This window comes from Terrabacter sp. AAH1 (assembly GCF_054456855.1).
In genome coordinates this window covers 28,108-51,665 of sequence record NZ_JBTJJV010000016.1, presented here as the reverse complement: position 1 = coordinate 51,665, position 23,558 = coordinate 28,108, and the positions used below count along the sequence as shown (strand labels likewise).

Here is a 23,558-nt window from a genome sequence, read left to right as displayed (position 1 = left end):
CCGACGTCGTCCGGAGGGAGACCCCCGACCGGGGGCGTCACGGAGAGGCCGGTGGACCATGCGGACGAGCCGGCGCTGGCTGCAGCCGGCCGGGGGTGCGGTGGTCCTCGGCGCCGCCTTCTGGCGCTTCGGCGCGGGCGGCGTCGTCGACGCGCTCCGGCGCATCGACGCCTCGGCTCTCGCGGGGGCCGCGGCCCTCGCGGCGCTCACGACGGTGTGCGGTGCGTGGCGGTGGGCACTCGTGGCCCGGGGCCTCGGCGCGGACCTGACGCTGCGCTCGGCCGTTGCGGAGTCCTACCGGTCGCAGTTCCTCAACGTGACGTTGCCCGGTGGCGTCGTCGGTGACGTGCGACGGGGCGTGCGGCACGGCCGCGCCGGCGGCGACCTCGGCCGGGGCCTTCGCGCGGTCGTCTGGGAGCGAGCAGCCGGCCAGCTCGTGCTGGCCGTGCTCGCCCTCGGCGCGCTCCTGCTGCTGCCGTGGCCGTTCGAGCCGGAGACCGGGGACACCACAGGCAGCGGGACGGGCGCCGGTCGGCTCGCGCTCGTGCTCGTGCTCGTGGTCCTGGTCCTGGTCCTGGTCCTGGCGCTGGGTGGCTGCGGCGTGCTCTGGGGCATCGGCCGCGGCCGAGGGCCGTGGCGTCTCGTCCGGAGAGGAGTCCGGGTCGTCGCGACAGACCTGCGCACCGGGGTGCTCGGACGCCGCACCTGGCCCGGGGTCGTCGCGGCCTCGGTGCTCGTCGTCACCGGTCACGTGGCGACCTTCGTCGTGGCGGCCCGCAGCGCCGGTGTCACCGCCGCTGTGCCGAGCCTGTTGCCGCTCGCCCTGCTCGTGCTCGTCGCGATGGGGCTGCCGCTCAACGTCGCCGGATGGGGTCCGCGGGAAGGTGCGGCCGCGGGACTCTTCGGTGCCGCAGGCCTCGGATCGGCTGCGGGAATGGGTACGGCAGTGGTGTACGGAGTGCTGGTGCTCGTGGCGAGCCTGCCGGGCGCCGTGCTGCTGCTCGTGTCCCGCCGCAGCGGCACGGTCGATCGGCGTCGCCCCGTCCGCATCGGACCCGTCGTCCTCGCCGGACCAGGCGTGGACGTGGACGTCGAAGGAGCCGCCCGTGGCTGACCGGCCCTACACCCTCCTCAGCTGCGGCATGTCGCTCGACGGCTACCTCGGCTCGGGGACGACGACCCGGCTGCTGCTGTCCAACGACGCCGACTTCGACCGGGTCGACGGTGAGCGGGCGGCGAGCGACGCGATCCTGATCGGTGCGGGCACGATCCGCAAGGACAACCCGCGGCTGCTCGTGCGGTCCGCGGAGCGGCGCGCCGCTCGGGTCGCGCGGGGGCTGACACCGTCGCCCACCAAGGTGACGGTGACCCGGCGGGCCGAGCTCGACCGGGCGGCGAGCTTCTTCGCAGCCGACGGGGCGGACAAGATCGTCTACTGCCCGAGCGACACCGTCGGCGAGGCCCGTGACCGCCTCGGCTCTGCCGCGGCCGTCGTCGACGCCGGACGCCCGGTCACGATGAGCCACGTCTGCGACGACCTCGGCGAGCGCGGCGTGCGCCGGCTCATGGTCGAGGGCGGCGGCACCCTGCACACGCAGCTGCTCACGGCCGGGCTGGCCGACGAGCTGCAGCTCGTCGTGGCGCCGTTCTTCGTCGGCGACTCGTCGGCCTGCCGCTTCGTCGGCGACGGGCGCTTCCCGTGGAACGCCGACCGACGGGCGACGCTGGCCGAGGTGCGCCAGATCGGCGACGTCGTGCTCCTCAGGTACGCGTTGTCGCCGCGGTTCGACGACGGGGGCACCGCGGTCGGGGGACGCGATGCGTGAGCCTGCCGCCGCCTCGATCCGCACCCAGGTGCTCGTGCCGATGACGTTCGGCGACGGCTACACGACGACGGCTCGGGTCTTCACCTTCGACGGACTCGTCGACGGGCTCGAGCACGTGGCCCTGGGTCTCGGCGACCGCGCCGCACCCGTCGAGCCCGGCTCGGCCTCCGCGGGCCCGACCCTGACCCGGCTGCACAGCGAGTGCCTCACCGGCGACGTCTTCGGCAGCCGTCGGTGCGACTGCGGCCCCCAGCTGCGCGAGTCGGTCGAGCGGCTCGCCACCACGGGTGGCTTCCTGCTCTACCTGCGGCAGGAGGGCAGGGGGATCGGGCTCTACGCCAAGCTCGACGCGTACGTTCTCCAGGACAGCGGCCTCGACACCTACGAGGCGAACGTCGCGCTCGGCTACGGCGCCGACGAGCGCGACTACACGGTGGCCGCCCAGATGCTCGGTGCGCTCGGCGTGAACCGGGTCGCCCTGCTGAGCAACAACCCCGACAAGGCCGACCAGCTGCGCGGGCTGGGGATCACCGTGACGCGCCGGGTGCGCACCGGTGTGCACCTCTCCGACGCCAACGCGCACTACCTCTCGACGAAGGTCAGGTACGGCGCCCACACCCTCGACCTCCAGGGCGACGAGGTCGCCGACGCACCCCTGGGCGCGAGCGGCGAGCTCGACCTGGGTCTGCGGCTTCGGGGCGACCTGCGCCACGGCACCGCGTGAGCGAAGGCGCGACACGGGCGGCCTTCCTGCTCGGCAAGGCCGCCACGGCGCTGCCCGTCAGGAGCCGATGGTCGCGTGCATCTCCCAGACGAGGATCTCTGCGGGCTCGATGGCGGTGACCCGGTTGCCGCCGACCGCCGTGAACCGGACGGCGTCGTCGGTCGCGAGGGGGCCCGCGCCCTCCAGCGTCACCGCACCGCGGGCCACGAACAGGTGCAGGAACGGCGAGTCGGGCAGCGAGACCTCCTGCCACGGTGCGAGCCGCGCGGCGTGCAGGGCGGCGTACCGGTTGCGGATGCGGATGGCAGCCTCCCCGTCGTGCCTCGCCATTCCCGAGGCGACGGGAACGAGCCCGCCGGCGAGCAGCTCGTGCTCGATCTCCAGCTGCTCGTAGCCGGGCGTGATGTTGCCCTCGTCGGGCAGCACCCACATCTGCACGAAGTGCACCGGGTCGTCGTGGACGTCGCCGCGCAGGCGCCAGGAGTCGTTCTTCTCCGAGTGGAGGATGCCGCTGCCGGCGCTCATGCGCTGCGCCAGCCCGGGGTAGATCACCCCGTTGTGGCCGGTGCTGTCCTGGTGCACCAGCGAGCCCTCGAGCACCCACGTGACGATCTCCATGTCGCGATGGGGATGCGTGTCGAACCCGGTGCCCGGGTCGACGATGTCGTCGTTGTTGACGAGGAGCACCCCGTGGTGGGTGTTGGCCGGGTCGTGGTGCTGCCCGAACGAGAAGGAGTGCTTCGAGTCGAGCCAGCCGAACCGGCTCGTGAAGCGCTCGCCGGCGCGGCGCACGTCGATGCCCGGGATGAGGTCCATGGTCTCCATCATGCAGCGCGCGGCCCGGCGTGAAGCCGCCGGTGGGCTCCCGGCGGTGCCGCACGGACGAGCGTCGCCGACGTCAGCGACGCCGCGGTGCATCATGGTCCGGTGGAACAACGGACGCACGGATGACGCCCGGGTTGCGACCCGAGGTGACGGTGAACGGGGTGGGCATCGGCCTCGACGGCACCGACCCGGCCACCACCGCCCTCGACTGGTTGCGCAGCCGAGGCCTCACCGGGGCCAAGGAGGGCTGTGCCGAGGGGGAGTGCGGCGCCTGTGCCGTCATGGTGGCCCGCCCCGGCGCCGACTCGGGCACCGAGTGGACCGCCCTCAACTCGTGCCTCGTGCCGGCCGCATCCCTCGACGGGCAGGAGGTCGTCACGGCGGAGGGGTTGGGCACCCCCGAGCGGCTGCACCCGGTTCAGCGCGAGCTGGCTCGGCGCGGCGGCTCGCAGTGCGGCTTCTGCACGCCCGGCTTCGTCTGCTCCATGGCCGCGGAGTACTACCGCGACGGTCGACAGCCCTTGGACGAGTCGGCCCGCGACGTGGCCGACGACGCGGTTGACGACGCGGCCGACGAGGCCCGGGAGCCCGGGCACGGTTGCGGCGCCAACGGCTTCGAGCTGGAGGCGCTCTCGGGCAACCTCTGCCGCTGCACGGGCTACCGGCCGATCCGCGATGCCGCGTTCGCGCTCCCTGAGCCGGCCGCCGACGACCCTCTCGCCGCGCGCCGCACCGAAGCGCCTCCTCGCGCCGCCGCGACGCTCCTCGAGGGCGACTCCGGCCGCTACGTGCGCCCCGTCGACCTCGCCGACGCGATTGCCCTGCTCGGCGAGCACCCGGGGGCCGTGCTCGTGGCCGGCTCCACCGACTGGGGGGTCGAGGTGAACCTCAGGGGGGCACGGGCTGCCCTCGTCATCGGCCTGGACCGGCTGGCCGAGCTGCGCGCGCTGTCGGTCGGCAACGACGTCATCGAAATCGGCGCGGCCCTGAGCCTGACCGAGGTCGAGCGCGGACTGGCCGGACGGATCCCCCTGCTCGACAAGCTCTTTCCCCAGTTCGCCTCGAGGCTGATCCGCAACGGCGCGACGATCGGAGGCAACCTCGGCACCGGCTCGCCCATCGGCGACCTGCTGCCCGCCCTCCTCGCCCTCGAGGCCGACGTCGTGCTCACGGGACCGCGCGGCGACCGCGAGGTCCCGGTCGCCGACTACTTCACCGGCTACCGCCAGAGCGTCAGGCGAGCGGACGAGCTCGTGCGCGCGGTGCGCGTCCCGGTGCCACTCGCACCGGTCACCGCCTTCCACAAGATCGCCAAGCGACGCTACGACGACATCTCCAGCGTTGCAGTGGCGTTCGCCCTCGACATCGACGGCGACGTGGTGCGCCGGGCACGGATCGGGCTGGGGGGCGTGGCGGCAACCCCGGTGCGGGCGCGGCAGACCGAGGCGGCCCTCGAAGGGCGACCGTGGACCGTCGAGACCGTGCACGCCGCAGCAGACGTGCTGCAGGGCGAGGGCACGCCGCTGGACGACCACCGGGCAAGCGCCGCCTACCGTCGTGCGGTCCTCGGCACCTCGCTGCCCAGGCTCTACGCCGAGACCTCCCCACGCCAGGAGGCGAGCGCATGACCCCCCTGTCCAACCGTCCGGCGAGCAGCCCTGTCGGCCAGTCGATCCCGCACGAGTCAGCAGCGCTGCACGTGACCGGGAGGGCGCTGTACACCGACGATCTCTGGGTGCGCACCCACGGCGTCCTCCACGCCCACCCGGTGCAGGCACCGCACGCCCACGCCCTCGTCACCAGGCTGCACACGGCACCGGCCCTCGAGGTGCCGGGCGTCGTGCGCGTGCTCACCGCCGACGACGTGCCGGGCGTCAACGACGCCGGCGCGAAGCTCGACGAGCCCCTGTTCCCCTCGGAGGCGATGTTCTTCGGGCACGCCGTGTGCTGGGTGCTCGGCGAGAGCCTCGAGGCGGCGCGCCTCGGCGCACTGGCTGTCGAGGTCGACTACGAGCCGCTGCCGTCGATCGTCACGGTGCGCGAGGCCATCGAGGCGGAGAGCTTCCAGGGTGGTCAGCCGAGGCTCGAGCGTGGCGACGTCGACGCCGGGCTGGCGGCGGCGGCGCACGTGTTCAGCGGCGAGCTCGACCTCGCCGGCCAGGAGCACTTCTACCTCGAGACGCAGTGCGCACTCGCTCACGTCGACGAGGCGGGGCAGGTGTTCGTGCAGAGCAGCACGCAGCACCCGACCGAGACCCAGGACATCGTCGCGCACGTGCTGGGGCTCGCGAGCCACGCCGTGACGGTGCAGTGCCTGCGGATGGGGGGTGGCTTCGGCGGCAAGGAGATGCAGCCCCACGGGTATGCCGCCGTGGCTGCCCTCGGAGCCACGCTCACCGGCCGACCGGTGCGCCTGCGGCTGACGCGCAGCCAGGACATCACCATGACCGGCAAGCGGCACGGGTTCCACGCCCAGTGGCGCGCAGGCTTCGACGAGGCCGGGCACCTGCTGGCGCTCGACGCCACGCTGACGTCCGACGGTGGCTGGAGCCTCGACCTCTCCGAACCGGTGCTGGCCCGGGCCCTGTGCCACGTCGACAACGCGTACTGGATCCCCGACGTCCGGGTCAACGGTCGGATCGCCAAGACGCACAAGACGTCCCAGACGGCGTTCCGCGGCTTCGGCGGGCCGCAGGGCATGCTCGTCGTCGAGGACGTCCTCGGCCGGTGCGCCCCCCGGCTCGGCATCGACCCGTCCGAGCTGCGCCGCGTCAACTTCTACCGCGCCGGGCAGCAGACCCCGTACGGCCAGACGGTGCGCCACCCCGAGCGCGCGGTCACCTGTTGGGAGCAGGTGCTCACGGACGGCGGGGTTGCAGCGCGCGCCGCGCAGATCGCGTCGTTCAACGCGGCCCACGTGCACACCAAGCGCGCCCTTGCCCTCACCCCGGTCAAGTTCGGCATCTCGTTCAACTTCACCGCCTTCAACCAGGCCGGGGCCCTCGTCCACGTCTACAAGGACGGTTCGGTGCTGGTCAACCACGGCGGCACCGAGATGGGCCAGGGCCTCCACACCAAGATGCTCCAGGTCGCGGCGACGACGCTGGGGGTGCCCCTGTCGTCGGTGCGGCTTGCCCCGACCCGCACCGACAAGGTGCCGAACACGTCTGCAACTGCTGCGAGCTCGGGAGCCGACCTCAACGGCGCAGCAGTCAAGGACGCGTGTGAGCAGATCCTCGACCGGCTGCGGCCCGTCGCCTCCGAGCGACTCGGTGTGCCGGTCGACGCGGTCGTCTTCGCCGGGGGAACCGTCGGGGTGACGGGCGGCGAGCAGGTGGTGGCCTGGGGCGACCTGGTGAGCCAGGCCTACTACCAGCGCGTGCAGCTCTGGGCAGCCGGGTTCTACCGCACCGAGGGTCTGCACTGGGACTCCACCCGGATGCACGGGTCGCCGTTCAAGTACTTCTCCTACGGTGCGGCCGCCACCGAGGTCGAGGTCGACGGGTTCACCGGTGCGTACCGGCTGCGCCGCGTCGACATCGTGCACGACGTGGGCGACTCGCTCTCGCCGCTGGTCGACATCGGCCAGATCGAGGGTGGGTTCGTGCAGGGGGCGGGGTGGCTGACGCTCGAGGACCTGCGGTGGGACGAGTCGCACACGCCCGCACGGGGAAGGCTCGCCACGGCGTCGGCCAGCACCTACAAGCTGCCGAGCTTCTCGGAGATGCCGGAGGTGTTCAACGTCGCTCTGCTCGAACGGGCGCACGAGGACGGGGTGGTCTACGGGTCGAAGGCCGTCGGAGAGCCTCCGCTCATGCTCGCCATCTCGGTGCGTGAGGCACTGCGGCAGGCCGCCGCCGCCTTCGGGCCGCCCGGTACCTCTGTCGAGCTCGCCTCGCCGGCCACGCCCGAGGCCGTCTTCTGGGCGGTGCGGCGGGCCCGTGGCGCGGGGGGCCTGCCCCAGACCGCGCCGCTGGTCGAGGGAGGACTGGGTGTCGTGCCCGAGCAGCCCGACGCCACGGCCCGGCCGTTGCACCCACGTTCCGAGCAGCTCGCCCGGCAGACCGGCGCGGGGGACTGACGTGCACTGGCTGGCAGCAGTCGAGCAGCTGCGGACCGACCGACTGCCCGGCGTCCTCGTCACCCTCGTCTCGGTGCGGGGCCACGCGCCGCGCGATGCCGGCGCGAAGATGGTCGTCGCCGCCGAGCGAGCCTGGGGCAGCATCGGGGGCGGCAACCTCGAGGCCACCGCCGTCGACCGGGCCCGGGCGATGATCGCGAACGGCGTCACGGTCCCCGAGCAGCTCGTCCTGTCGCTCAACGAGCGTGCCCCGGTGCAGCACGGGCAGCAGTGCTGCGGTGGGGAGGTGTCGGTGCTGCTCGAACCGCTCACGGTGGTGCCCTCCGTCGCGATCTTCGGCCTGGGTCACGTGGGCTTGGAGCTGGCTCGCGTCCTGTGTCGCCACGACCTCGAGCTCCACCTGGTCGACGGTCGCAAGGACCAGCTCGAGCCGGGTCACCTCACCGGGCTCGAGGACGCCGTGGCACGTATCCACGTCCGGCACGCGCCGGTGCCCGAGCTGGTGCTCGGACAGGTCCCGAAGGGCACGCACGTGCTCATCATGACCCACGACCACGCCGAGGACGCGGCCCTGTGCGACGCCGCGCTGCGATGCTCCCATCTGGGGTCGATCGGGCTGATCGGGTCATCGGCCAAGTGGCGTCGCTTCGAGCAACGTCTTGCCGCAGAAGGGCATTCGGCAGAATCCTTGCGCAGGATCACGTCGCCCATCGGTGCGCCGGGTCTCTTCGGCAAGAGCCCGGCCGAGATCGCCCTCGCCGTAGCGGTCGACCTCCTGGAGGCCTTCCAGCGGGACCGGGCCGCCCACGGCGCGCCGTCGTGACGCTGTTCCGGGCGACCGTCGTCGACACCCCGTCCAACCCCTTCACCGGCGGCCGTCTGCGTTCGGACGACGACTGCGGGCTGCTCGTCCAGCTCGGCGCCATCACCGCGCGGGGGCCGTTCGAGACCCTGCGAAGGGCGCATCCCGACGAGCCGGTGCTCGACCTGCGCGAAGGGATGCTCCTGCCCGGCATGGTCGACACCCACGTCCACTTCCCGCAGGTGCGCATCATCGGTGGCCTCGGCCTGCCGCTGCTCGACTGGCTGGACCAGTGCGCGCTCCCGGAGGAGATGCGCCTCGCGGACGTCGACCACGCACGCGGTGTGGCTCGGGACTTCGTCGCCGGACTCGTCGACGCAGGCACGACGACCGCGCTCGTCTTCGGCGCGCACTACGCCGGAGGGGTCGATGCGATGTTCGACGCCGCCGACCAGTCCGGCCTGCGCGTGACGACCGGGCTCGTCACCTCCGACAGGCTGCTGCCCGAACCCCTCCTCACCACCCCCGACCGCGCCCGCGCCGAATCGCGCGAGCTCGCGGACCGCTGGCACGGAAAGGGGCGGCTGCGGTATGCCGTGACGCCGCGCTTCTCGCTGTCGGCGAGCGACGATCTCCTCGAGGCCTGTGCGCAGACCCTGGCCGAGGTGCCGGGATCGGTCTTCACCTCGCACGTCAACGAGAACCTCCACGAGATCCGCGAGGTCGCAAGGCTCTTCGGTGGCTCTGCCTACGTCGACACCTACGACCGTCACGGGCTGCTCACCCCGCGTGCCGTCCTGGCGCACGACGTGCACCCGTCCGACCCCGAGCTGCGCACCCTCGCGGCGCGCGGGGCCGCCGTCGCGCACTGTCCGACGAGCAACGCCGCGCTCGGCAGCGGCCTGTTCCCCCTGCGCAGACACGTCGATGCCGGGGTGAGGGTGTCGCTCGGCTCCGACGTCGGGGCGGGCACCGGCTTCTGCCTCTTCAAGGAGGGCCTCCAGGCGTACTTCGTGCAGCAGCTGCTGGGTGAGGCGGGGTTGCCGCTCACGTCGGCCCACCTGCTCTGGCTGTCCACGGCGGCCGGCGCTGACGCGCTGGGCTTGGGCGAGGAGGTGGGTGTCCTGTCGGTGGGGCGGCAGTTCGACGCGATCTGGGTGCTTCCCGAGCCCGGCGACCCTCTCGCGGTGGGCCTGGCCAACGCCTCGTCCGCCGACGAGGCGCTGTCGAAGGTCTTCGCCCTCGGCACCACGTCCGACATCGCCGGCGTGTGGGTGGGCGGGGAGCAGATCGCGGCCGGCCACTGGCGACGACCAGGCCGTCCGTGACCTGCGAACGAGGTCGGCGGGGCCCGGGTTCAGTGGGCGGCCGGCGCGTCGACGAGCGCCGTGAACGCGCGTCGTGGCCCCGGCAGGTCTCGTAGCGACTCACCCAGCAGCTGCGCGGCCGCTCGCGGGCCGTCCGACCCGAGCAGCCGGGCGACTGCGGCGCGGATCGTCGCGGGGCCGGCCGAGTTGGGGTCGAGCACCTCGCCCAGAGCGCGCTGCTCGATGGCGGCGGCACCGGCGAACTGGTCGGTCGACAGTGGCATCACGAGCAGCGGCACTCCCGCTGTCAGGGCCTCGGTGACGCTGTTGTTGCCGCCGTGCGAGATCGCGAGGGCCGCGTGCCGCAGCAGCGTCACCTGCGGCAGCATCTCGCGGACGAGCCATGAGCTCGGCAGGTGGCCGAGGAGGTCGCGTGGAGTGGACCCGCTCGCGAGCGCGACCCGGACGTCGAGACCGCGCAGGGCCGCGGCAATGCGGGCCAGCACGTCGGACCGCGCCGAGAGGAAGCTGCCGAGGCTGACGTACACCACTGGTTCGCCGCCGCGACGCAGCCAGTCCTGCACCTCCTCGTCACGCGCCTCCTCACGCACCGCCGATCCCAGGAAGGTGTGGCGCGGCAGCAGCGCGGTGCGCTGCTGCTCGTGGAGCTCCGCCGGGTAGTTGAGCAGCAGCACGTCGCCGGTCTCGGCGAAGGCGTCGGCGCTCGGCGACGCACCGGGGCTCAGCTCCTCGAGAGCGGCGTTCCACTGCGCCGTGAACTCGTCGCGCACCTGTTCCGAGAGCCGGCGCAGGTCGGCGAGTGCCCCTGGCTCGGGGTCGAACGCCCGCGGCCAGGCGGGCGGGTAGCCGTAGACCTCGTCGCCGACGGTGAGTGCGGACGGGTGGCCGAGCACCACGTCCGCGTGGGGGATGCCGCTGCTCACGAGCGCGAGGCGCGCCCCGAACGCGAGATGGTCGACGATGACGGTGCCGGGCCTGACCCGGTCGACGACGTCGTGCACGGCGCGGGCCACGCCCACGGCGTTCCAGAGCAGGTCGTCGCCGCGAGCCCGCGCCTGGTAGGCGAGCGTCTCGACCGCGCCGAGGCGCGTCGCGGCGAAGAACCCCTTCAGCGAGTCGTCCTCACCGGCGGGCTGGTCCTCGACGCGGATGACGCCAGGGTTCGAACCGCGGCCGAGCTGCAGGTGCTCACGCTCGTAGCCGAACTGCGCCACGAGGGCGTCCGTGGCGTGTCCGGTGGCCACGACGACACGCTCGCCCGCCTCACGCCAGGCGGTCGCCAGCGTGGCCAGCGGGTAGAGGTGGGAGGCGTAGTCGGGGCTGATGACAAGGAGGGTCACGACGCCCCCTCCGCGACGACGGGCGACCGCACGCCGGCTCCTGCGGTCCGGGACCCGACCTGCTTGTACACGGAGGCGAGGTCAGCAGCCATGGTGTCGATGCCGAACCGGGTGCGGATCATGTCCCGCGCGCGCCGGACGCGCGCCGCCGCGCCGGGGGACTCCGCGAGGTCGAGGGCGGCGTGGGTGGCGGTGGCGACGACCTGTGGGGTGGACGTGTCGGTGAGGATCCCCGTGTCGCCGTGAGCGACGTAGGTTGCGGGGCCGCCGCCCGCCGGCGCCACCACGACGAGTCCGGCGGCCATGGCCTCCAGGATCGCGATCCCGAACTCCTCCTTGACGCTGGCGCTCACGTAGACCCCGCGCGGCGCACCGGCTGGGCGACGGGTCGGCGCGGCGGGTGCGCCCGTGGCAGCGTCCTCCGGCTCCTGCGCGCCTGCACCGAGCGCCGCGAGCCAGGCGGTCGCCGTCGCGTTGGGGCGGTGTCCGGCGAGGAGCAGCCCACGATGGGTGGCCTCGTCCGCGGGCACGGCGGAGCGGATGCGACCGAGCTCGGCTGCTTCCTCGTCACTCGGCTGGTCGAGGTCGCCGCCGACGAGGAGCAGGTTGCAGCGTGCCGCCAGGCTCGAGTCGTCCCGCCAGGCGCGCACGAGGGTGGCCATGCCCTTGACCGCGTTGAGGCGGCCGACCGACACGACGATCGGCAGGTCGCGACGCTCGGCGGGCAGCGTCGCCACCAGCCGCCCGAGCTCGTCCAGTGCTGCCGAGACCGCAGTCCCGCGCTTCGTCTCGTCGCGCACCTCCCGCACGATCCGGTCCAGGGCCGCGACGTCGATGCCCTCCCCGACGACGGTCGCCTGCTGTGCCCCGAGCTCGAGCCCGAGGAATCGGCGCAGGTCGCGCTCGACGTGGGGTCGTGGGAAGAGCACGAGGTGGTCGGCCTGGGCCGCGAGCTCGAGGAGCAGCTGGTCGCGGAACCACAGGTGCTCGGTCCGGTCGGCCTCCCCGAACGTGGACCGGGTCAACGTGCCTGCCGCGTCGCGGGACGCGATGAGGGCCTGGGGGTCGGGGGCCAGCGTGAGCACGACCGGGATGTGGAGCTCGGCCGCCACCTCGGCGGCGGCCATGGACCCGAGGTCGGCCATCCGGAGGTGGATCGTGTCGACGTGTCCTGCCGCTCGCAGGATCCTGCGTATGCCGCGTCGGGTGGCCACGCGCGTCGGCCAGGCCTGCGCGACGCCGGGACGCGCGCCCGGGCGGGGGACGTGCGCGTAGTGGTGGCCCGGGACGAGCAGAGTCGATGCCGGCGCCTGTCCAGCCGGCCGTGCCGCACCCCGGAGGACGGGGAAGTGCGCCGGGTCAGGGTCGCCGCCGGAGATGGTGATGACGCGCTCCACCGCTGGCTGTCGCAGCAGGGCGTCACCGAGGTGGACGAGGAGGGTGGCGATGCCCCCGGTGTCCCCCTGCCCGGAGTGGTTCAGCTGTCCGTCGATGTCGGAGTGGAGGAAGAGCTGCGCCACCGTGAGTCCTCGCGGGGCCGCCGTCGCGGGCGCCGGGAAGAGGTCGTGAAGTGCCAGCCGGGCGGTCGGGGCCAACGGCCCCACGCTGCGCGACAGCGTGACGAGCAGGTGTTCGGCGCTGCGGTGGGCTGCCGGCCCGTCGCCGAGGGCGCAGACCGCCGCAGTGCGGACGGGCAGGGGCTCCGACTCGTCGCCGGCGAGTGCGAGGAGGGCCCGGGTGGACGGCGCACCGGCAACGAGGCCGAGGGTCTCGACCAGGCGAGCCCGGGCCGCGGCGTCGGTGCAGCCCGGCAGCGCGTCGAGCACTGCACCGCGCACCTCGTCGGGCGCGTGCTCGGCCCACTGCTCGAGGCTGCGCTGGGCCAGCATCCCGATGAACCCGCCGGCCCGGCAGGCACGGACAAGGGCCGGGAGTGCCTCCTCGACGAGTGCGGTGCGGCGGAGGGCGTCGACGGCGTGCTCGGCCACGTAGCCGCGCTGCCCAGCCAGCAGGCGGCCGAGGGTGGGGCCCGCAGACGCGTGCCTGCTGGCGCCGAGGGCGTGGACCGCCGAGATCGCCGTGAGTGGATCGCCCGTCAGCGCCTCGGAGCGAAGCGCAGCAACGGCATGGTCGGACGGGTCGGTGGCGGCGGCCGCGGCCAGCCGGGGTGCCGCGTGCATGCCTTCGAGGATGGTGGGGGCGGCCCTCACCGCGGCGAGCGCGAGGCCGACGTCCATGGCGTCAACCCTAGGGTGCAGTGGACGTGCCCATCGCGATCCTGTCCAAGGTTGGCCTGCGGCCGGTAGCGGCCAGAGGGGACGTGCTCGGCGCGCGCGTGGCGGGATGCGCTGGGGCCCTCGGTGGCCTCGTTGGCCTCGTTCGCCTCGGCGGGCTTGCGAGTCAGGTCGCTCAGGACGCCACGGTCAGCTCGGCGGTGAGCGCGCGGTGGTCCGAGACCGGCAGCCGGACGGAAGCCGCACCCGTCGCGCGCACCGCACCGCGCACGAGCACGTGGTCGATCTGCTGCTGCGGGTCGTCGACGGGGAACGTCGGCTCCGACGCGGCCGACCGGAGGCCGGTGATGCGCGTCGCGCGGTCGGGGCCCATGTTGAGGTCGCCCATGAGCACGAGCGGCTGCTCGTCGTCGGCGACGTCGGCCATGAGCCGGCGCAGCTGGCGGCCGTTCCACCAGTCGATGAACGACAGGTGCGTGTTCGCCACCGTCACGACGCCGTCCGGCGTCTCCACGTCCGCGACCACCGCGACCCGCGGCTCGTCGCGCACCAGCTCCGGGCGCAGGCGCCCGCGGAACCGCATCGGCACGCGCACCGGCACCGGGGCCAGCCGCACCACCCGCCAGCCGCGCACCGGGAAACGTGAGAGCAGGGCGATCCCGTATGCCGCCGCGTCGGGCTGCTCCTCGCCGGTGGCCGCGATCCACGTGGCACCGGGACTGCCCGACAGGGCTGCGACGAACCGGTGCTCGGGCGCGTCCATCGCCTCGGCGGCGATGGCCGTGAGGTCGGCGTGGTCGGAGCGGTGCTGGTTGCGGTCGACCTCCTGGAGGGCGAGGACGTCGGCGTCGAGGTCGCGGATGGCTGACCGGAACCCGGCGAGGTCGACGTGCTGGTCGGTCGGCACGCGCCCGTTGAGGATGTTGAACGTCGCCACTCTCATGCCGTGGCCCTACCCGCGATTCGGCGGACGCACACGTCGGTGGCGCGCCCGGGCCGGCCGGACGGCATACGCAAGGAGAGCTGCCCGACGGGTATGCGTTGGGCATGGGAGTCGACGACGAGCCGGACCTGCGGGAGGCGCTCAAGGCGGTGGCGGTGGCGCTGAAGGGCTCGGGGGTGCCGTTCGCCCTGATGGGCGGCTACGCCGCGTGGGCGCGCGGCGGGCCCGAGCCGGACCACGACGTCGACTTCCTCGTCGCCGACGAGGACGCCGACCACGTCGCGCAGTACCTGGCCGAGCAGGACTTCGACGTCGTGCAGCCCCCGGAGGACTGGCTCTTCAAGGTCTTCTGCAACGGTGCGATGGTCGACATCATCCACGGGCCGGTCGGCGGGCCGGTGCACCGGCCGGAGGTCCAGCGCGCCACCCTCATGGACGTGCTCTCGGTCGAGATGCCGGTGCTCGAGTCGACCGAGCTCGTCGTGCACAAGCTCAACGCGCTCGACGAGCACTACTGCGACGTCGCGAAGGTGCTGCCGGTGCTGCGCGCCCTGCGCGAACAGGTCGACTGGGAGCGGGTGTGCCGCGAGACGGCCGACAACGACTTCGCGGCCATGGTCCTCTTCCTGCTCGACCGCCTCGGCATCGTCGCCGCGGCCTGACGTCGCTCAGCCCATCACCAGACCCTCGATGTCGTGCTTCTGCACGATGGGCCGCAGCTCGTCGACGACGGGGCAGGCGAGGTGGTCGCGCACCCGCTGGGGCAGTCTCTCCCAGAACCCGTGGGTCACGGCGACGTCGTGGTGCGCGTCGTTGCCCGCACCGGGCGCGTCGACGCCGAGCACGAGCACCGGCCGCGAGACCGTGGAGGTGTTGGGCGTGCCGCGGTGGATGGTCAGCGCCGAGCGGGCGGAGATGTCACCGACCTGCGGGTACTTGCGCTGCGCGAGCGCCTCGTAGCGGGGGTACTCCGACTCCGGCGGGAACTGCTCGCGGTCGAAGGTGTCGCCCCGTTCCCACTGCGTGCCCGGGGCGATCTCGAAGGGTCCCATCTCATCGGTCGTGTCGACGGTGGTGAGGTTGAACGCGAGCGAGGTGAGCCGGTGCTCCTCCGTCGTCTCGCGGGGGCTGCGGAAGTCGCGGTGCCACGGCTGCACCTTCGCGCCGGGGAACGGGGTGTCGAAGCCGACCTCGACGATCGTGTAGTCGGGGCCGAGGACGGTCTCGCACACGGTCCGGACCCACGGGTGCTCGACGAGGTCGACGAAACCGCGCAGCGCCTCGGGGTGGATCTCGACGTACCACCGGTTGGGCCCGCGTCCCACGGCGCCGCCCTCGCGGGAGCGGGCCTCGTCGAACGCGACGTCGATGTCCTCGCGCAGCCGGGCAACCCACTCCGTGGAGAAGGCGCCGCGGCAGGCGATGATGCCGTCGGTCTCGAGCCCCCGCCGTATGCCGTCGAGGTCGTAGGTCTGCTCGGTCGTGCTCGTCATGTCGTGACGTTACCCACGAACAGGTGGGCTCGTCGCGGCGCGACCCCGGGACTCGTGGGCCGCGCCGCGACGGATCAGGCCAGGCAGCGGTTGGAGTCGTTGCGCACGATCGAGTAGTAGAGGTTGCCCTCGTAGGCCCAACCGACGGTGCCGGTGCCCATGTGGCGCAGGTGCCACCAGATGTTGCCCGCGGTGTTCTTCGTCCAGCAGTCGAGCTCGACGCCGCTGCTGGTGCCGCTCTGCGTGTAGCGCGTGCCGCACTCGGCGTGCGGGCCGGCCTTGATGGGGGCGCCCTGGTTGAGGCTGTTGTTGCCGCTCGAGCGGTCCTGCCACGCGGTCGAGCAGTCGGCCGCCAGGGCCGAGGGTGCGGCGGCGACGGCGAGGCCGCCGGCCAGCGCGGCCGACACGGCCAGAGCCTGGATGCGGCGGACGCGGGACGTGTGCTTCATGGCTTCTCCTTGGGTGGGGGGCTTTCCGGGGAGGAGCCAACGCAGGACCGCTAACAACCTGCTAACCCGCTGTGCGGCGGGGCATCATGGTCCGGTGGTCCGGTGGAGGCCCTTCCGTGAACTTCGCCTCAGTCCATCGACACCGATCGCCCTGGCTGCCACCGTGGAAGTAGCGACTGCGCTCCGTTGCCGTTGGGCGCGGACCGCGGAGAGGCTGCCGCTGATGACTGGTTTACCGTTCCTCGAGGCGTTGCCCCGCTTCGTGTTCTTCACCGGCAAGGGCGGCGTCGGCAAGACGTCGCTTGCCTGCGCGACCGCGGTCTGGTTGGCCGAGCAGGGTCGCACGGTGCTGCTGACGAGCACCGACCCGGCATCCAACGTCGGGCAGGTCTTCGACGTCACGATCGGCAACACGATCTCCGCGGTCCCCACCGTGCCTGGCCTGGAAGCCTTGGAGATCGACCCGCAGCAGGCCGCGGACGCCTACCGCGCAGCCATCATCGACCCGGTCCGGGACGTGCTTCCCGCTGACGAGATCTCCGCGATGACAGAGCAGCTCTCCGGGGCGTGCACCACGGAGATCGCCTCCTTCAACGAGTTCACCACCCTGCTTGCGGGAGAGGGCGTCACCGCCGCGTACGACCACGTCCTGTTCGACACCGCTCCCACGGGGCACACGATCCGCCTTCTCCAGCTCCCGGGCGAGTGGACGAGCTACCTGTCCGACGGCAAGGGCGACGTCTCTTGCCTCGGCCCGGTGGCCGGCCTCGACCGTCTCCGCCGCGACTATGCCGGCGCGCTCGCCGCACTGACCGACCCGGCACGCACTCGACTCGTCCTGGTCACCAGGCCGCAGCGATCCGCCATCGGGGAAGCCGCCCGGACCTACGAGGAGCTGCGGGCGCTGGGCATGACGAACGCCCACGTCATCGTCAACGGCGTCATGCCGGCGTCTGCGGCCGACGATGATGCGGATGAGCTGACGGAGGCCATCCGTCTTCGCGAGCAGGCAGCGCTGAACGCGATTCCGGCGGACCTCTCCGCGCTGCCGAGGACCACGCTGCCGCTGCTGCCCTTCAACACCGTTGGTGTCCCGGCGCTCCGAGCGCTCCTCGGCCCGGCATCCGCTGCGCGGGGTGGGGCCAGTGGCGAGACCGTGTCGCTGCCCCTGGGCGCAGTCGGCCTGCGTGACCTCGTCGACGACCTCGAGAGGGACGGGCACGGCCTCGTGATGTGCATGGGCAAGGGCGGGGTCGGCAAGACCACGGTGGCCGCCGCGGTGGCCGTCGAGCTGGCCAACCGCGGCCATGAAGTCCTCCTCACGACAACCGATCCCGCGGCCCACCTGGGCGAGACGTTGCAGGCCCGGGTCGAGAACCTCACCGTCGAACGGATCGACCCGCAGCAGGCGATCACCGAGTACCGGTCCCGGGTCATGGCCGGCAAGGGCAAGGCCCTCGACGATGCGGGCAGGGCAGCGCTGGCCGAGGACCTGAAGTCGCCGTGCACCGACGAGGTTGCCGTGTTCCAGCAGTTCTCCCACGTGGTCTTCCGGGCCCGCAAGCAGTTCGTCGTGCTCGACACCGCGCCGACCGGACACACGCTGCTGCTCCTGGACGCCACAGGTTCCTACCATCGCGAGATCACCCGTCAGATGACCGAGGGCGCACGGTTCGTCACCCCGCTGATGCGGCTGCAGGACCCGGCCCAGACCAAGGTCATCATCGTCACCCTCCCCGAGACGACGCCCGTGCTGGAGGCCGAGGAGCTGCGCGACGACCTCGGTCGTGCCGGCATCACACCCTGGGCCTGGGTCGTCAACGCCAGCCTCACCGCGGCGGCGCCGACCTCACCGTTCCTGCGCACGCGGGCCCGAGCCGAGACCGCTCCGCTCGCTCGCGTCAGTCGTCTCTGCCCGCGCGTCGCCGTGCTCCCGCTGCTCGCTGAGGATCCCGTCGGCCCTGCAGCCCTGGCCGCGTTGACGGCTCCGAGCGTCGTTGCCGACCCTTCGAGGGACGCCTTGCTTCCATCCCCCTGAGATCCCAGCCGGCCGGTCGACAGTCACGATCGCGCCGATCCTGCCCGGGGCCGGCCTGTCGAGCGACGGAGGAAACGACGAAGCCGCAGGTCAGAGGGCTCTGAGCCTGCGGCTTCGTGGGTTGTGGCCAGGGGCGGGGTCGAACCGCCGACCTTCCGATTTTCAGTCGGACGCTCGTACCAACTGAGCTACCTGGCCGGGACAACGTGACGAACTATAGCCGACCCCTCACCCCCTCTCGCAAACCGCCCCGGGAGGGCCAGCTCGCCGCGCTTCCGTGCGTCGTAGCGGGAGTGGGGAGGGGTATGGATAGGCTCGTCGGGTCGGGGGTTCGGCACGCTGTCCGGGCGGCCGGCGAGAGCCGGTTTGCCTCCGGCGGCGACGACCGTGAAGTATTCAATGACAGCGGGCTCGTGAAACCATTCGACGACCCGTCCTACGTGCCAGGGGAGAGACCATGACCGACAACGCCTCCGCGCTGAGCGGGGACTGGGACTTCGACCCGGCCCACACCCGCATCGGCTTCTCCGCGCGCCACGCCATGGTGACGACCGTGCGTGGCTCGTTCAACGACGTCACCGGCCGCTTCTACGCCGACCTCGACGACATGTCGAAGTCCTACGCCGAGGTGACGCTGAAGGCCGCCAGCGTGGACACCCGCAACCAGCAGCGCGACGACCACCTGCGCAGCGCCGACTTCTTCGACGTCGAGAAGTGGCCTGACATCCGTTTCGAGAGCACCCAGATCGAGGAGATCGAGGAGAACGCCTACATGGTGGCCGGTCACCTGACGATCCGCGACATCACCAAGCCGGTCTCGATCCCACTCGAGCTGATGGGGGTGCAGACCGACGCGTTCGGTGCGCTGCGCGCCGGCTTCGAGGGCTCGCGCCGCATCAACCGGCGTGACTTCGGGCTCGAGTGGAACATGCCGCTCGACGCGGGCGGTGTGCTCGTGTCGGAGAAGATCTCGCTCGAGTTCGAGATCTCGGCCGTCAAGCGCGGCAGCGGCGACCAGGGCTGAGCGACCACCCCGAAGGGTCTCGCCTAGGCGGCGGGACCCTTCGTGCGCACGTCCGCGACGTGCGACATCGCCTCGCGCAGCTCGCCGAGCCAGTCGCTCTCGTGCTGGCCGACGAGCTTGACGCACCAGGCCAGCGCCTCCGCGCGTGACCGGGCGACACCCGCGTCGACGAGGGTGTCGAGGACGAGCCGCTCGGGCTGGCGCAGGCGGGTCATCGCCGGTGCCGCGACGTGCGTGAAGAGCTCGGTGCGGTCGCCGACGCGCACCGCCCACGACACCTTGCGCTCGAATCGGTGCTCCGCCTCGCGCGCGATCTCGATGCGGCGACCGCGGGTGTCCTCCCGGAACGCCTTGGTGCGGCCCGCGCGTGCCTCGTCGCGCTCGGCGTCGCTGGACCCGTCGGGCAGGTCGACGTCGCCGACCGTGAGCACGACCGTGATCTCCTCGCGGTCGACGGTGATCTCGGGTGGCGTCGAGCGCCACTCCTCGGGGAGGCGGCCGACGAACCAGCCGCGCACCCGCTCCAGTGCTTCGTTCGTAATCATGTAATCAGGATTACTCCATTACGAGCGGTGGTCAACGGGTTACGCCCCCGGCAGATCCTCGAGGACGTATGCCGTCCCGCCGGGCGCGACGGCATACGTCCTCGGGTGCGTGGCCGGCACTCAGCGGGTGGGGGCGAGCTCGGGCTCGGCCTCCGGGGAGCGCTCGGCGGAGTCGGCGCGGTCGCCGAGGGCCCGGTCGTCGCGCGCCAGCCGGCTGGGCCACCACATGCGGCCGCCGATGTCGAGGTTGAGCGCAGTGACGAGCACCGACCTCACGACCAGGGTGTCGAGCAGCACGCCGAGGGCGACCGCGAAACCGATCTCGGCGAAGGCGACGATCGGCATCGTCGCGAGGACGGCGAAGGTGCCGGCCAGCACGAGTCCCGCGGACGTGATGACGCCCCCGGTCGCGGCGAGACCGATGAGGGCGCCGCGCCGCGTGCCGACCTGCTTCGCCTCCTCGTGGACGCGCGTCATGAGGAAGATGTTGTAGTCGATGCCGAGCGCGACGAGGAAGACGAAGACGAAGAGCGGCAGTGACGAGTCGGCGCCGGCGAAGCCGAGGATGTGACGGAACACCAATGCGGACAAGCCGATTGCGGCTCCGAACGACAGCACCACGGTTCCGATCAGCACGAGCGGGGCCGTGACGGCGCGCAGCAGCAGGATGAGGATCAGCAGCACGACGCCGAGGATGACCGGGATGATGCGGACGTTGTCGTCGGCGCTGGCGCGGAGCGTGTCGGCGCGCGTGGCGGTGTCGCCACCGGCGATGGCGTCGGCGCCCGGCACGGTACTGATCGCCTCACGAATGCGGTCCAGGGTCGCGGTCGCGGCATCCGAGTCGGGCGCGTCGGCCAGGGTCGCCTGGATGAGCGAGCGGCCGTTGCGCGAGATCGCGGGCGCGACGGTGTCGACACCGTCGACGCCCTTGACGGCGGTCGAGACGGCACCGGCGCTGGCCTCGTCGGCGAGGACGAGCACCGGCGATCCGGCCCCGGCGGGGAAGTGCTTGGCCGCGATCTGCTCGCCGATGACCGAGGGCGGCGCGGTGTAGTAGGAGTCCTTGTTGGACAGCCCGACGGCGTTCAGCTGCAGCACGCCGATCGAGGCGATCGCGAGCAGCAGCGAGGTGACGACCCAGGTGCGTCGCGGGGCGCGGGCGATGCGAGCGCCGATGCGCGCCCAGACTCCGTCACGGGTGTGGTCGACCGAGCCGAAGGTCGGGCGCACCGGCCAGAACACCCACCGGCCGAGCACGACGAGCAGCGCAGGCAGCAGGGTCAGCATGACGAGCAGGCCCACGGCGATGCCGATGGCGGCGACCGGCCCGAGCCCCTTCGTCGAGCTCATCGTCGCGAAGAGCAGGCACAGCATGCCGGCGATGACGGTGGCGCCGGACGCGATGATGGCGGGCCCGGCGCGGTGCAGCGCCACGGCCATCGCCTCGTGGCGGTCCTCGTGCCGCCGCAGCTCCTCGCGGTAGCGGGCGACGAGCAGCAGCGCGTAGTCGGTGCCGGCGCCGAACACGATGACGGTGAGGATGCCCGAGCTCTGCGCGTTGACGGTGAGCACGTCGCCGTCGGCGAGGAAGTAGATGACGCCCTGGGCCACGAAGAGTGCCGTGCCGGCCGACAGCACCGGGACGAGCCACAGGACCGGGCTGCGGTAGGTGATCAGCAGGATGACGATGACGACCGCCATGGCGCTGTAGAGCAGCTTGCCGTCGATGCCGGAGAACGCCTCGGACGAATCGGCGGCGTAGCCCACCGGGCCGGTGATGTGCATGGACAGGCCGGTCGGGGTGTCCTTCGCGGCGTCACGCATCTTCGTCACCGTGGCCCCGAGCGAGTCCCATCCCGCGTCGCCGGCGTCGACCGGGACGATGACCTGGAGCGCCTGCTTGTCGGCGGACGGGATCGGGCCGACCGCATCGCGTTTGACGGTGTCGATCGCGTCGAACCGCGCGACCTGGGCCGACACGGCCGCGAGGTCGGCGGGCGTGATGCCCGAAGGGCGCTCGTAGACGACGACGGCAGGGAACTCGTTCTTGCTCTGGAAGTCGGCGATCTGGTCGACGACCTGGGTCGACTGCGCGTCCTGCGGCAGCCAGGAGGCTGCCTCGTTGTTGAGGGCGTCGGGCAGCTTCGACGCGGGGCCGAACATCAGGCCCAGGACGACGATCCAGAAGCCGACGACGAGCCACTTCGTCACCCGCGTCGACGGGATCCTCGCGAAGCGTCCGATCTCACCGGTTTTGTTCTCTTGCATGGTGATTGCCCCTCTGCCGGAGTGGAGTCGCGCCCAGCGGCCCGCATCCACGCTAGGGCCGGGCGGCGCCCGCGCACAGGGGTTCGGCGAGGAACCGGGGTCGGCCTCAGGGGTCGCTCCGGGTTGACCCTGACCGGTGGCCGTGCGCCCCGCACCGCGGCGAGCCGCCTAGCATGGTTGCTCGTGCAGTTCCTCAACGGCCTCCAGCCCCAGCTCGACCTCACCTACGACGACGTCTTCATGGTGCCGAGCCGCTCGTCCGTGACGAGCCGACTCGACGTCGACCTGTCGTCCGTCGACGGCTCGGGCACGACAGTCCCGCTCGTCGTGGCCAACATGACGGCCATCGCCGGGCGTCGCATGGCCGAGACCGTGGCCCGGCGCGGCGCCATCGCCGTCATCCCGCAGGACATCCCGGTCGACGTCGTGCGTGACGTCGTGGGCTGGGTCAAGCAGCGTGACCTCGTGCACGACACGGCGATCACGCTCGAGCGGCACATGACGGCGGGCGAGGCGCTCGTGCTCATCGGCAAGCGCGCCCACGGTGCGGCTGTCGTCGTCGACGGCCCGAAGCCCGTCGGCATCGTCACCGAGAAGGACCTCACCGGCGTCGACCGCTACACACAGGTCCACGACGTCATGCACGAGGACATGGTCGTGCTGCCCGACAGCATCGACCCGCAGGAGGCCTTCGAACGCCTCTCGGCCGCGCGACGCAAGGTGGCGCCGGTCGTCTCCGAGCACGGCGAGCTCGTCGGCATCCTCACCCGGGGCGGTGCGGTGCGCGCCGGCCTCTACCGGCCGGCCGTCGACGCGCAGGGTCGCCTGCGTGTCGCCGCCGCCATCGGGATCAACGGCGACGTCGCCGCCAAGGCGCGAGAGGTGCTCGAGACCGGCGCGGATGTCCTCGTCATCGACACCGCGCACGGGCACCAGGACAAGATGATCGAGGCGCTGCGCGCCGTCCGCGCCCTCGACCCCGGCGTCCCGGTCGTCGCCGGCAACGTCGTCTCCGCCGCCGGCACCCGCGAGCTCATCGAGGCCGGTGCCGACATCGTCAAGGTCGGCGTGGGCCCCGGCGCCATGTGCACGACGCGCATGATGACCGCTGTCGGTCGCCCGCAGTTCTCGGCCGTGCTCGAATGCGCCACGGCGGCAAGGGAGCTCGGCAAGCACGTCTGGGCCGACGGGGGTGTGCGCCACCCGCGCGACGTCGCGCTCGCGCTCGCCGCCGGCGCCTCCAACGTCATGGTCGGGTCGTGGTTCGCGGGCACCCTCGAGTCGCCCGGCGACCTCTACACCGACAACGACGGCCGGCAGTACAAGGAGTCGTTCGGCATGGCGAGCTCGCGCGCCGTGCGCAACCGGACGGCCACCGACTCCGAGTACGACCGCGCCCGCAAGGCACTCTTCGAGGAAGGCATCAGCACGGCGCGGATGTACGTCGACCCCGCCCGTCCCTCCGTCGAGGACGTCATCGACCAGATCGTCGCCGGGCTGCGCAGCAGCTGCACGTATGCCGGTGCGCGCAGTCTCGAGGAGTTCCACGAGCAAGCGGTCGTCGGCCTCCAGAGCACCGCCGGCTTCGCCGAGGGCCGGCCCCTCCACACCTCCTGGTGACCCTGCGCCCGCCCC

General features: G+C 72.4%; 19 protein-coding genes and 1 tRNA gene. 11 read left to right on the top strand and 9 right to left on the bottom strand.

Annotation, left to right across the window (positions count from 1 at the left end):
* Window positions 1-58: 58 nt before the first annotated feature.
* Genes ACXR8F_RS19020 through ACXR8F_RS19010 form a run of 3 tightly spaced genes read left to right on the top strand, consistent with a single transcriptional unit; the run spans window position 59 to window position 2,550 of the window.
* Window positions 59-1,114 carry a lysylphosphatidylglycerol synthase transmembrane domain-containing protein gene (locus ACXR8F_RS19020; protein ID WP_458802883.1) on the top strand — a complete coding sequence of 352 codons (1,056 nt, stop codon included), beginning with the start codon at window positions 59-61 and terminating at the stop codon, window positions 1,112-1,114.
* A complete protein-coding gene (locus tag ACXR8F_RS19015; RefSeq protein WP_458802881.1) occupies window positions 1,107-1,826 on the top strand; it encodes a RibD family protein in 720 nt (239 codons plus the stop codon). Before ACXR8F_RS19020 ends, ACXR8F_RS19015 begins: the two co-directional genes overlap by 8 nt.
* Entirely contained in the window at window positions 1,819-2,550 is a 732-nt protein-coding gene (locus ACXR8F_RS19010; protein ID WP_458802878.1) for a GTP cyclohydrolase II, read from the top strand. The genes ACXR8F_RS19015 and ACXR8F_RS19010 overlap by 8 nt, the downstream gene beginning before the upstream one ends.
* 57 nt (window positions 2,551-2,607) lie before the next feature.
* Here ACXR8F_RS19010 and ACXR8F_RS19005 read toward each other — a convergent pair whose 3' ends face one another.
* Window positions 2,608-3,366, bottom strand: coding sequence for a pirin family protein (locus ACXR8F_RS19005; RefSeq protein ID WP_458802876.1), 759 nt, complete (start codon window positions 3,364-3,366; stop codon window positions 2,608-2,610).
* Window positions 3,367-3,497: 131 nt separating this feature from the next.
* On the opposite strand from ACXR8F_RS19005, the gene ACXR8F_RS19000 reads away from it, so the two are divergent.
* Genes ACXR8F_RS19000 through ACXR8F_RS18985 form a run of 4 tightly spaced genes read left to right on the top strand, consistent with a single transcriptional unit; the run spans window position 3,498 to window position 9,586 of the window.
* Window positions 3,498-5,003 carry a xanthine dehydrogenase small subunit gene (locus tag ACXR8F_RS19000; protein ID WP_458802874.1) on the top strand — a complete coding sequence of 502 codons (1,506 nt, stop codon included), beginning with the start codon at window positions 3,498-3,500 and terminating at the stop codon, window positions 5,001-5,003.
* Entirely contained in the window at window positions 5,000-7,456 is a 2,457-nt protein-coding gene (xdhB, locus tag ACXR8F_RS18995; protein WP_458802873.1) for a xanthine dehydrogenase molybdopterin binding subunit, read from the top strand. The genes ACXR8F_RS19000 and xdhB overlap by 4 nt, the downstream gene beginning before the upstream one ends.
* 1 nt (window position 7,457) lies before the next feature.
* Complete coding sequence (gene xdhC / locus ACXR8F_RS18990) at window positions 7,458-8,279, top strand: xanthine dehydrogenase accessory protein XdhC (protein WP_458802871.1); 822 nt, start codon at window positions 7,458-7,460, stop codon at window positions 8,277-8,279.
* The gene (locus ACXR8F_RS18985) at window positions 8,276-9,586 is read left to right on the top strand and encodes a guanine deaminase (protein WP_458802869.1); all 1,311 of its coding nucleotides are present in this window, start codon (window positions 8,276-8,278) and stop codon (window positions 9,584-9,586) included. Before xdhC ends, ACXR8F_RS18985 begins: the two co-directional genes overlap by 4 nt.
* Before the next feature lie 29 nt (window positions 9,587-9,615).
* Here the strand turns inward: ACXR8F_RS18985 and ACXR8F_RS18980 are convergent, their stop codons facing one another.
* The 3 genes from ACXR8F_RS18980 to ACXR8F_RS18970 all read right to left on the bottom strand — a co-directional run bounded on the left by ACXR8F_RS18980 (window position 9,616) and on the right by ACXR8F_RS18970 (window position 14,103).
* Window positions 9,616-10,926, bottom strand: a complete 1,311-nt coding sequence (locus ACXR8F_RS18980) for a nucleotide disphospho-sugar-binding domain-containing protein (RefSeq protein ID WP_458802867.1) — start codon at window positions 10,924-10,926, stop codon at window positions 9,616-9,618.
* Entirely contained in the window at window positions 10,923-13,163 is a 2,241-nt protein-coding gene (locus ACXR8F_RS18975; protein WP_458802865.1) for a glycosyltransferase, read from the bottom strand. Before ACXR8F_RS18975 ends, ACXR8F_RS18980 begins: the two co-directional genes overlap by 4 nt.
* A gap of 172 nt (window positions 13,164-13,335) precedes the next feature.
* Entirely contained in the window at window positions 13,336-14,103 is a 768-nt protein-coding gene (locus ACXR8F_RS18970; RefSeq protein WP_045191010.1) for an endonuclease/exonuclease/phosphatase family protein, read from the bottom strand.
* A 104-nt stretch (window positions 14,104-14,207) separates the two neighbouring features.
* Between ACXR8F_RS18970 and ACXR8F_RS18965 the strand changes: the two genes are divergently transcribed.
* The gene (locus tag ACXR8F_RS18965; RefSeq protein ID WP_045191008.1) at window positions 14,208-14,765 is read left to right on the top strand and encodes a nucleotidyltransferase family protein; all 558 of its coding nucleotides are present in this window, start codon (window positions 14,208-14,210) and stop codon (window positions 14,763-14,765) included.
* A 6-nt stretch (window positions 14,766-14,771) separates the two neighbouring features.
* Here the strand turns inward: ACXR8F_RS18965 and ACXR8F_RS18960 are convergent, their stop codons facing one another.
* Together ACXR8F_RS18960 and ACXR8F_RS18955 are read right to left on the bottom strand one after the other, a co-directional pair.
* Window positions 14,772-15,596 (bottom strand): phytanoyl-CoA dioxygenase family protein, encoded by an 825-nt coding sequence (locus ACXR8F_RS18960; RefSeq protein WP_458802863.1) that lies wholly within the window; start codon window positions 15,594-15,596, stop codon window positions 14,772-14,774.
* Between the two features lie 74 nt (window positions 15,597-15,670).
* Window positions 15,671-16,045: a hypothetical protein gene (locus ACXR8F_RS18955; RefSeq protein ID WP_045191006.1), complete on the bottom strand. Its 375-nt coding sequence runs from the start codon at window positions 16,043-16,045 to the stop codon at window positions 15,671-15,673.
* 223 nt (window positions 16,046-16,268) lie between these two features.
* Here ACXR8F_RS18955 and arsA point away from each other — a divergent pair, with 223 nt between their 5' ends.
* The gene (gene arsA / locus ACXR8F_RS18950; RefSeq protein WP_458802861.1) at window positions 16,269-18,083 is read left to right on the top strand and encodes an arsenical pump-driving ATPase; all 1,815 of its coding nucleotides are present in this window, start codon (window positions 16,269-16,271) and stop codon (window positions 18,081-18,083) included.
* Window positions 18,084-18,207: 124 nt separating this feature from the next.
* On the opposite strand, the gene ACXR8F_RS18945 is transcribed toward arsA, so the two are convergent.
* Window positions 18,208-18,281 (bottom strand) — tRNA-Phe (locus ACXR8F_RS18945).
* Between the two features lie 259 nt (window positions 18,282-18,540).
* Between ACXR8F_RS18945 and ACXR8F_RS18940 the strand changes: the two genes are divergently transcribed.
* Entirely contained in the window at window positions 18,541-19,107 is a 567-nt protein-coding gene (locus ACXR8F_RS18940) for a YceI family protein (protein WP_045190988.1), read from the top strand.
* A gap of 23 nt (window positions 19,108-19,130) precedes the next feature.
* Here ACXR8F_RS18940 and ACXR8F_RS18935 read toward each other — a convergent pair whose 3' ends face one another.
* The gene (locus ACXR8F_RS18935; RefSeq protein ID WP_045190987.1) at window positions 19,131-19,652 is read right to left on the bottom strand and encodes a hypothetical protein; all 522 of its coding nucleotides are present in this window, start codon (window positions 19,650-19,652) and stop codon (window positions 19,131-19,133) included.
* Between the two features lie 120 nt (window positions 19,653-19,772).
* The gene (locus ACXR8F_RS18930) at window positions 19,773-21,923 is read right to left on the bottom strand and encodes an MMPL family transporter (RefSeq protein ID WP_458802858.1); all 2,151 of its coding nucleotides are present in this window, start codon (window positions 21,921-21,923) and stop codon (window positions 19,773-19,775) included.
* Window positions 21,924-22,106: 183 nt separating this feature from the next.
* Here ACXR8F_RS18930 and ACXR8F_RS18925 point away from each other — a divergent pair, with 183 nt between their 5' ends.
* Window positions 22,107-23,543 carry a GuaB1 family IMP dehydrogenase-related protein gene (locus ACXR8F_RS18925; protein ID WP_458802856.1) on the top strand — a complete coding sequence of 479 codons (1,437 nt, stop codon included), beginning with the start codon at window positions 22,107-22,109 and terminating at the stop codon, window positions 23,541-23,543.
* Window positions 23,544-23,558 lie beyond the last annotated feature (15 nt).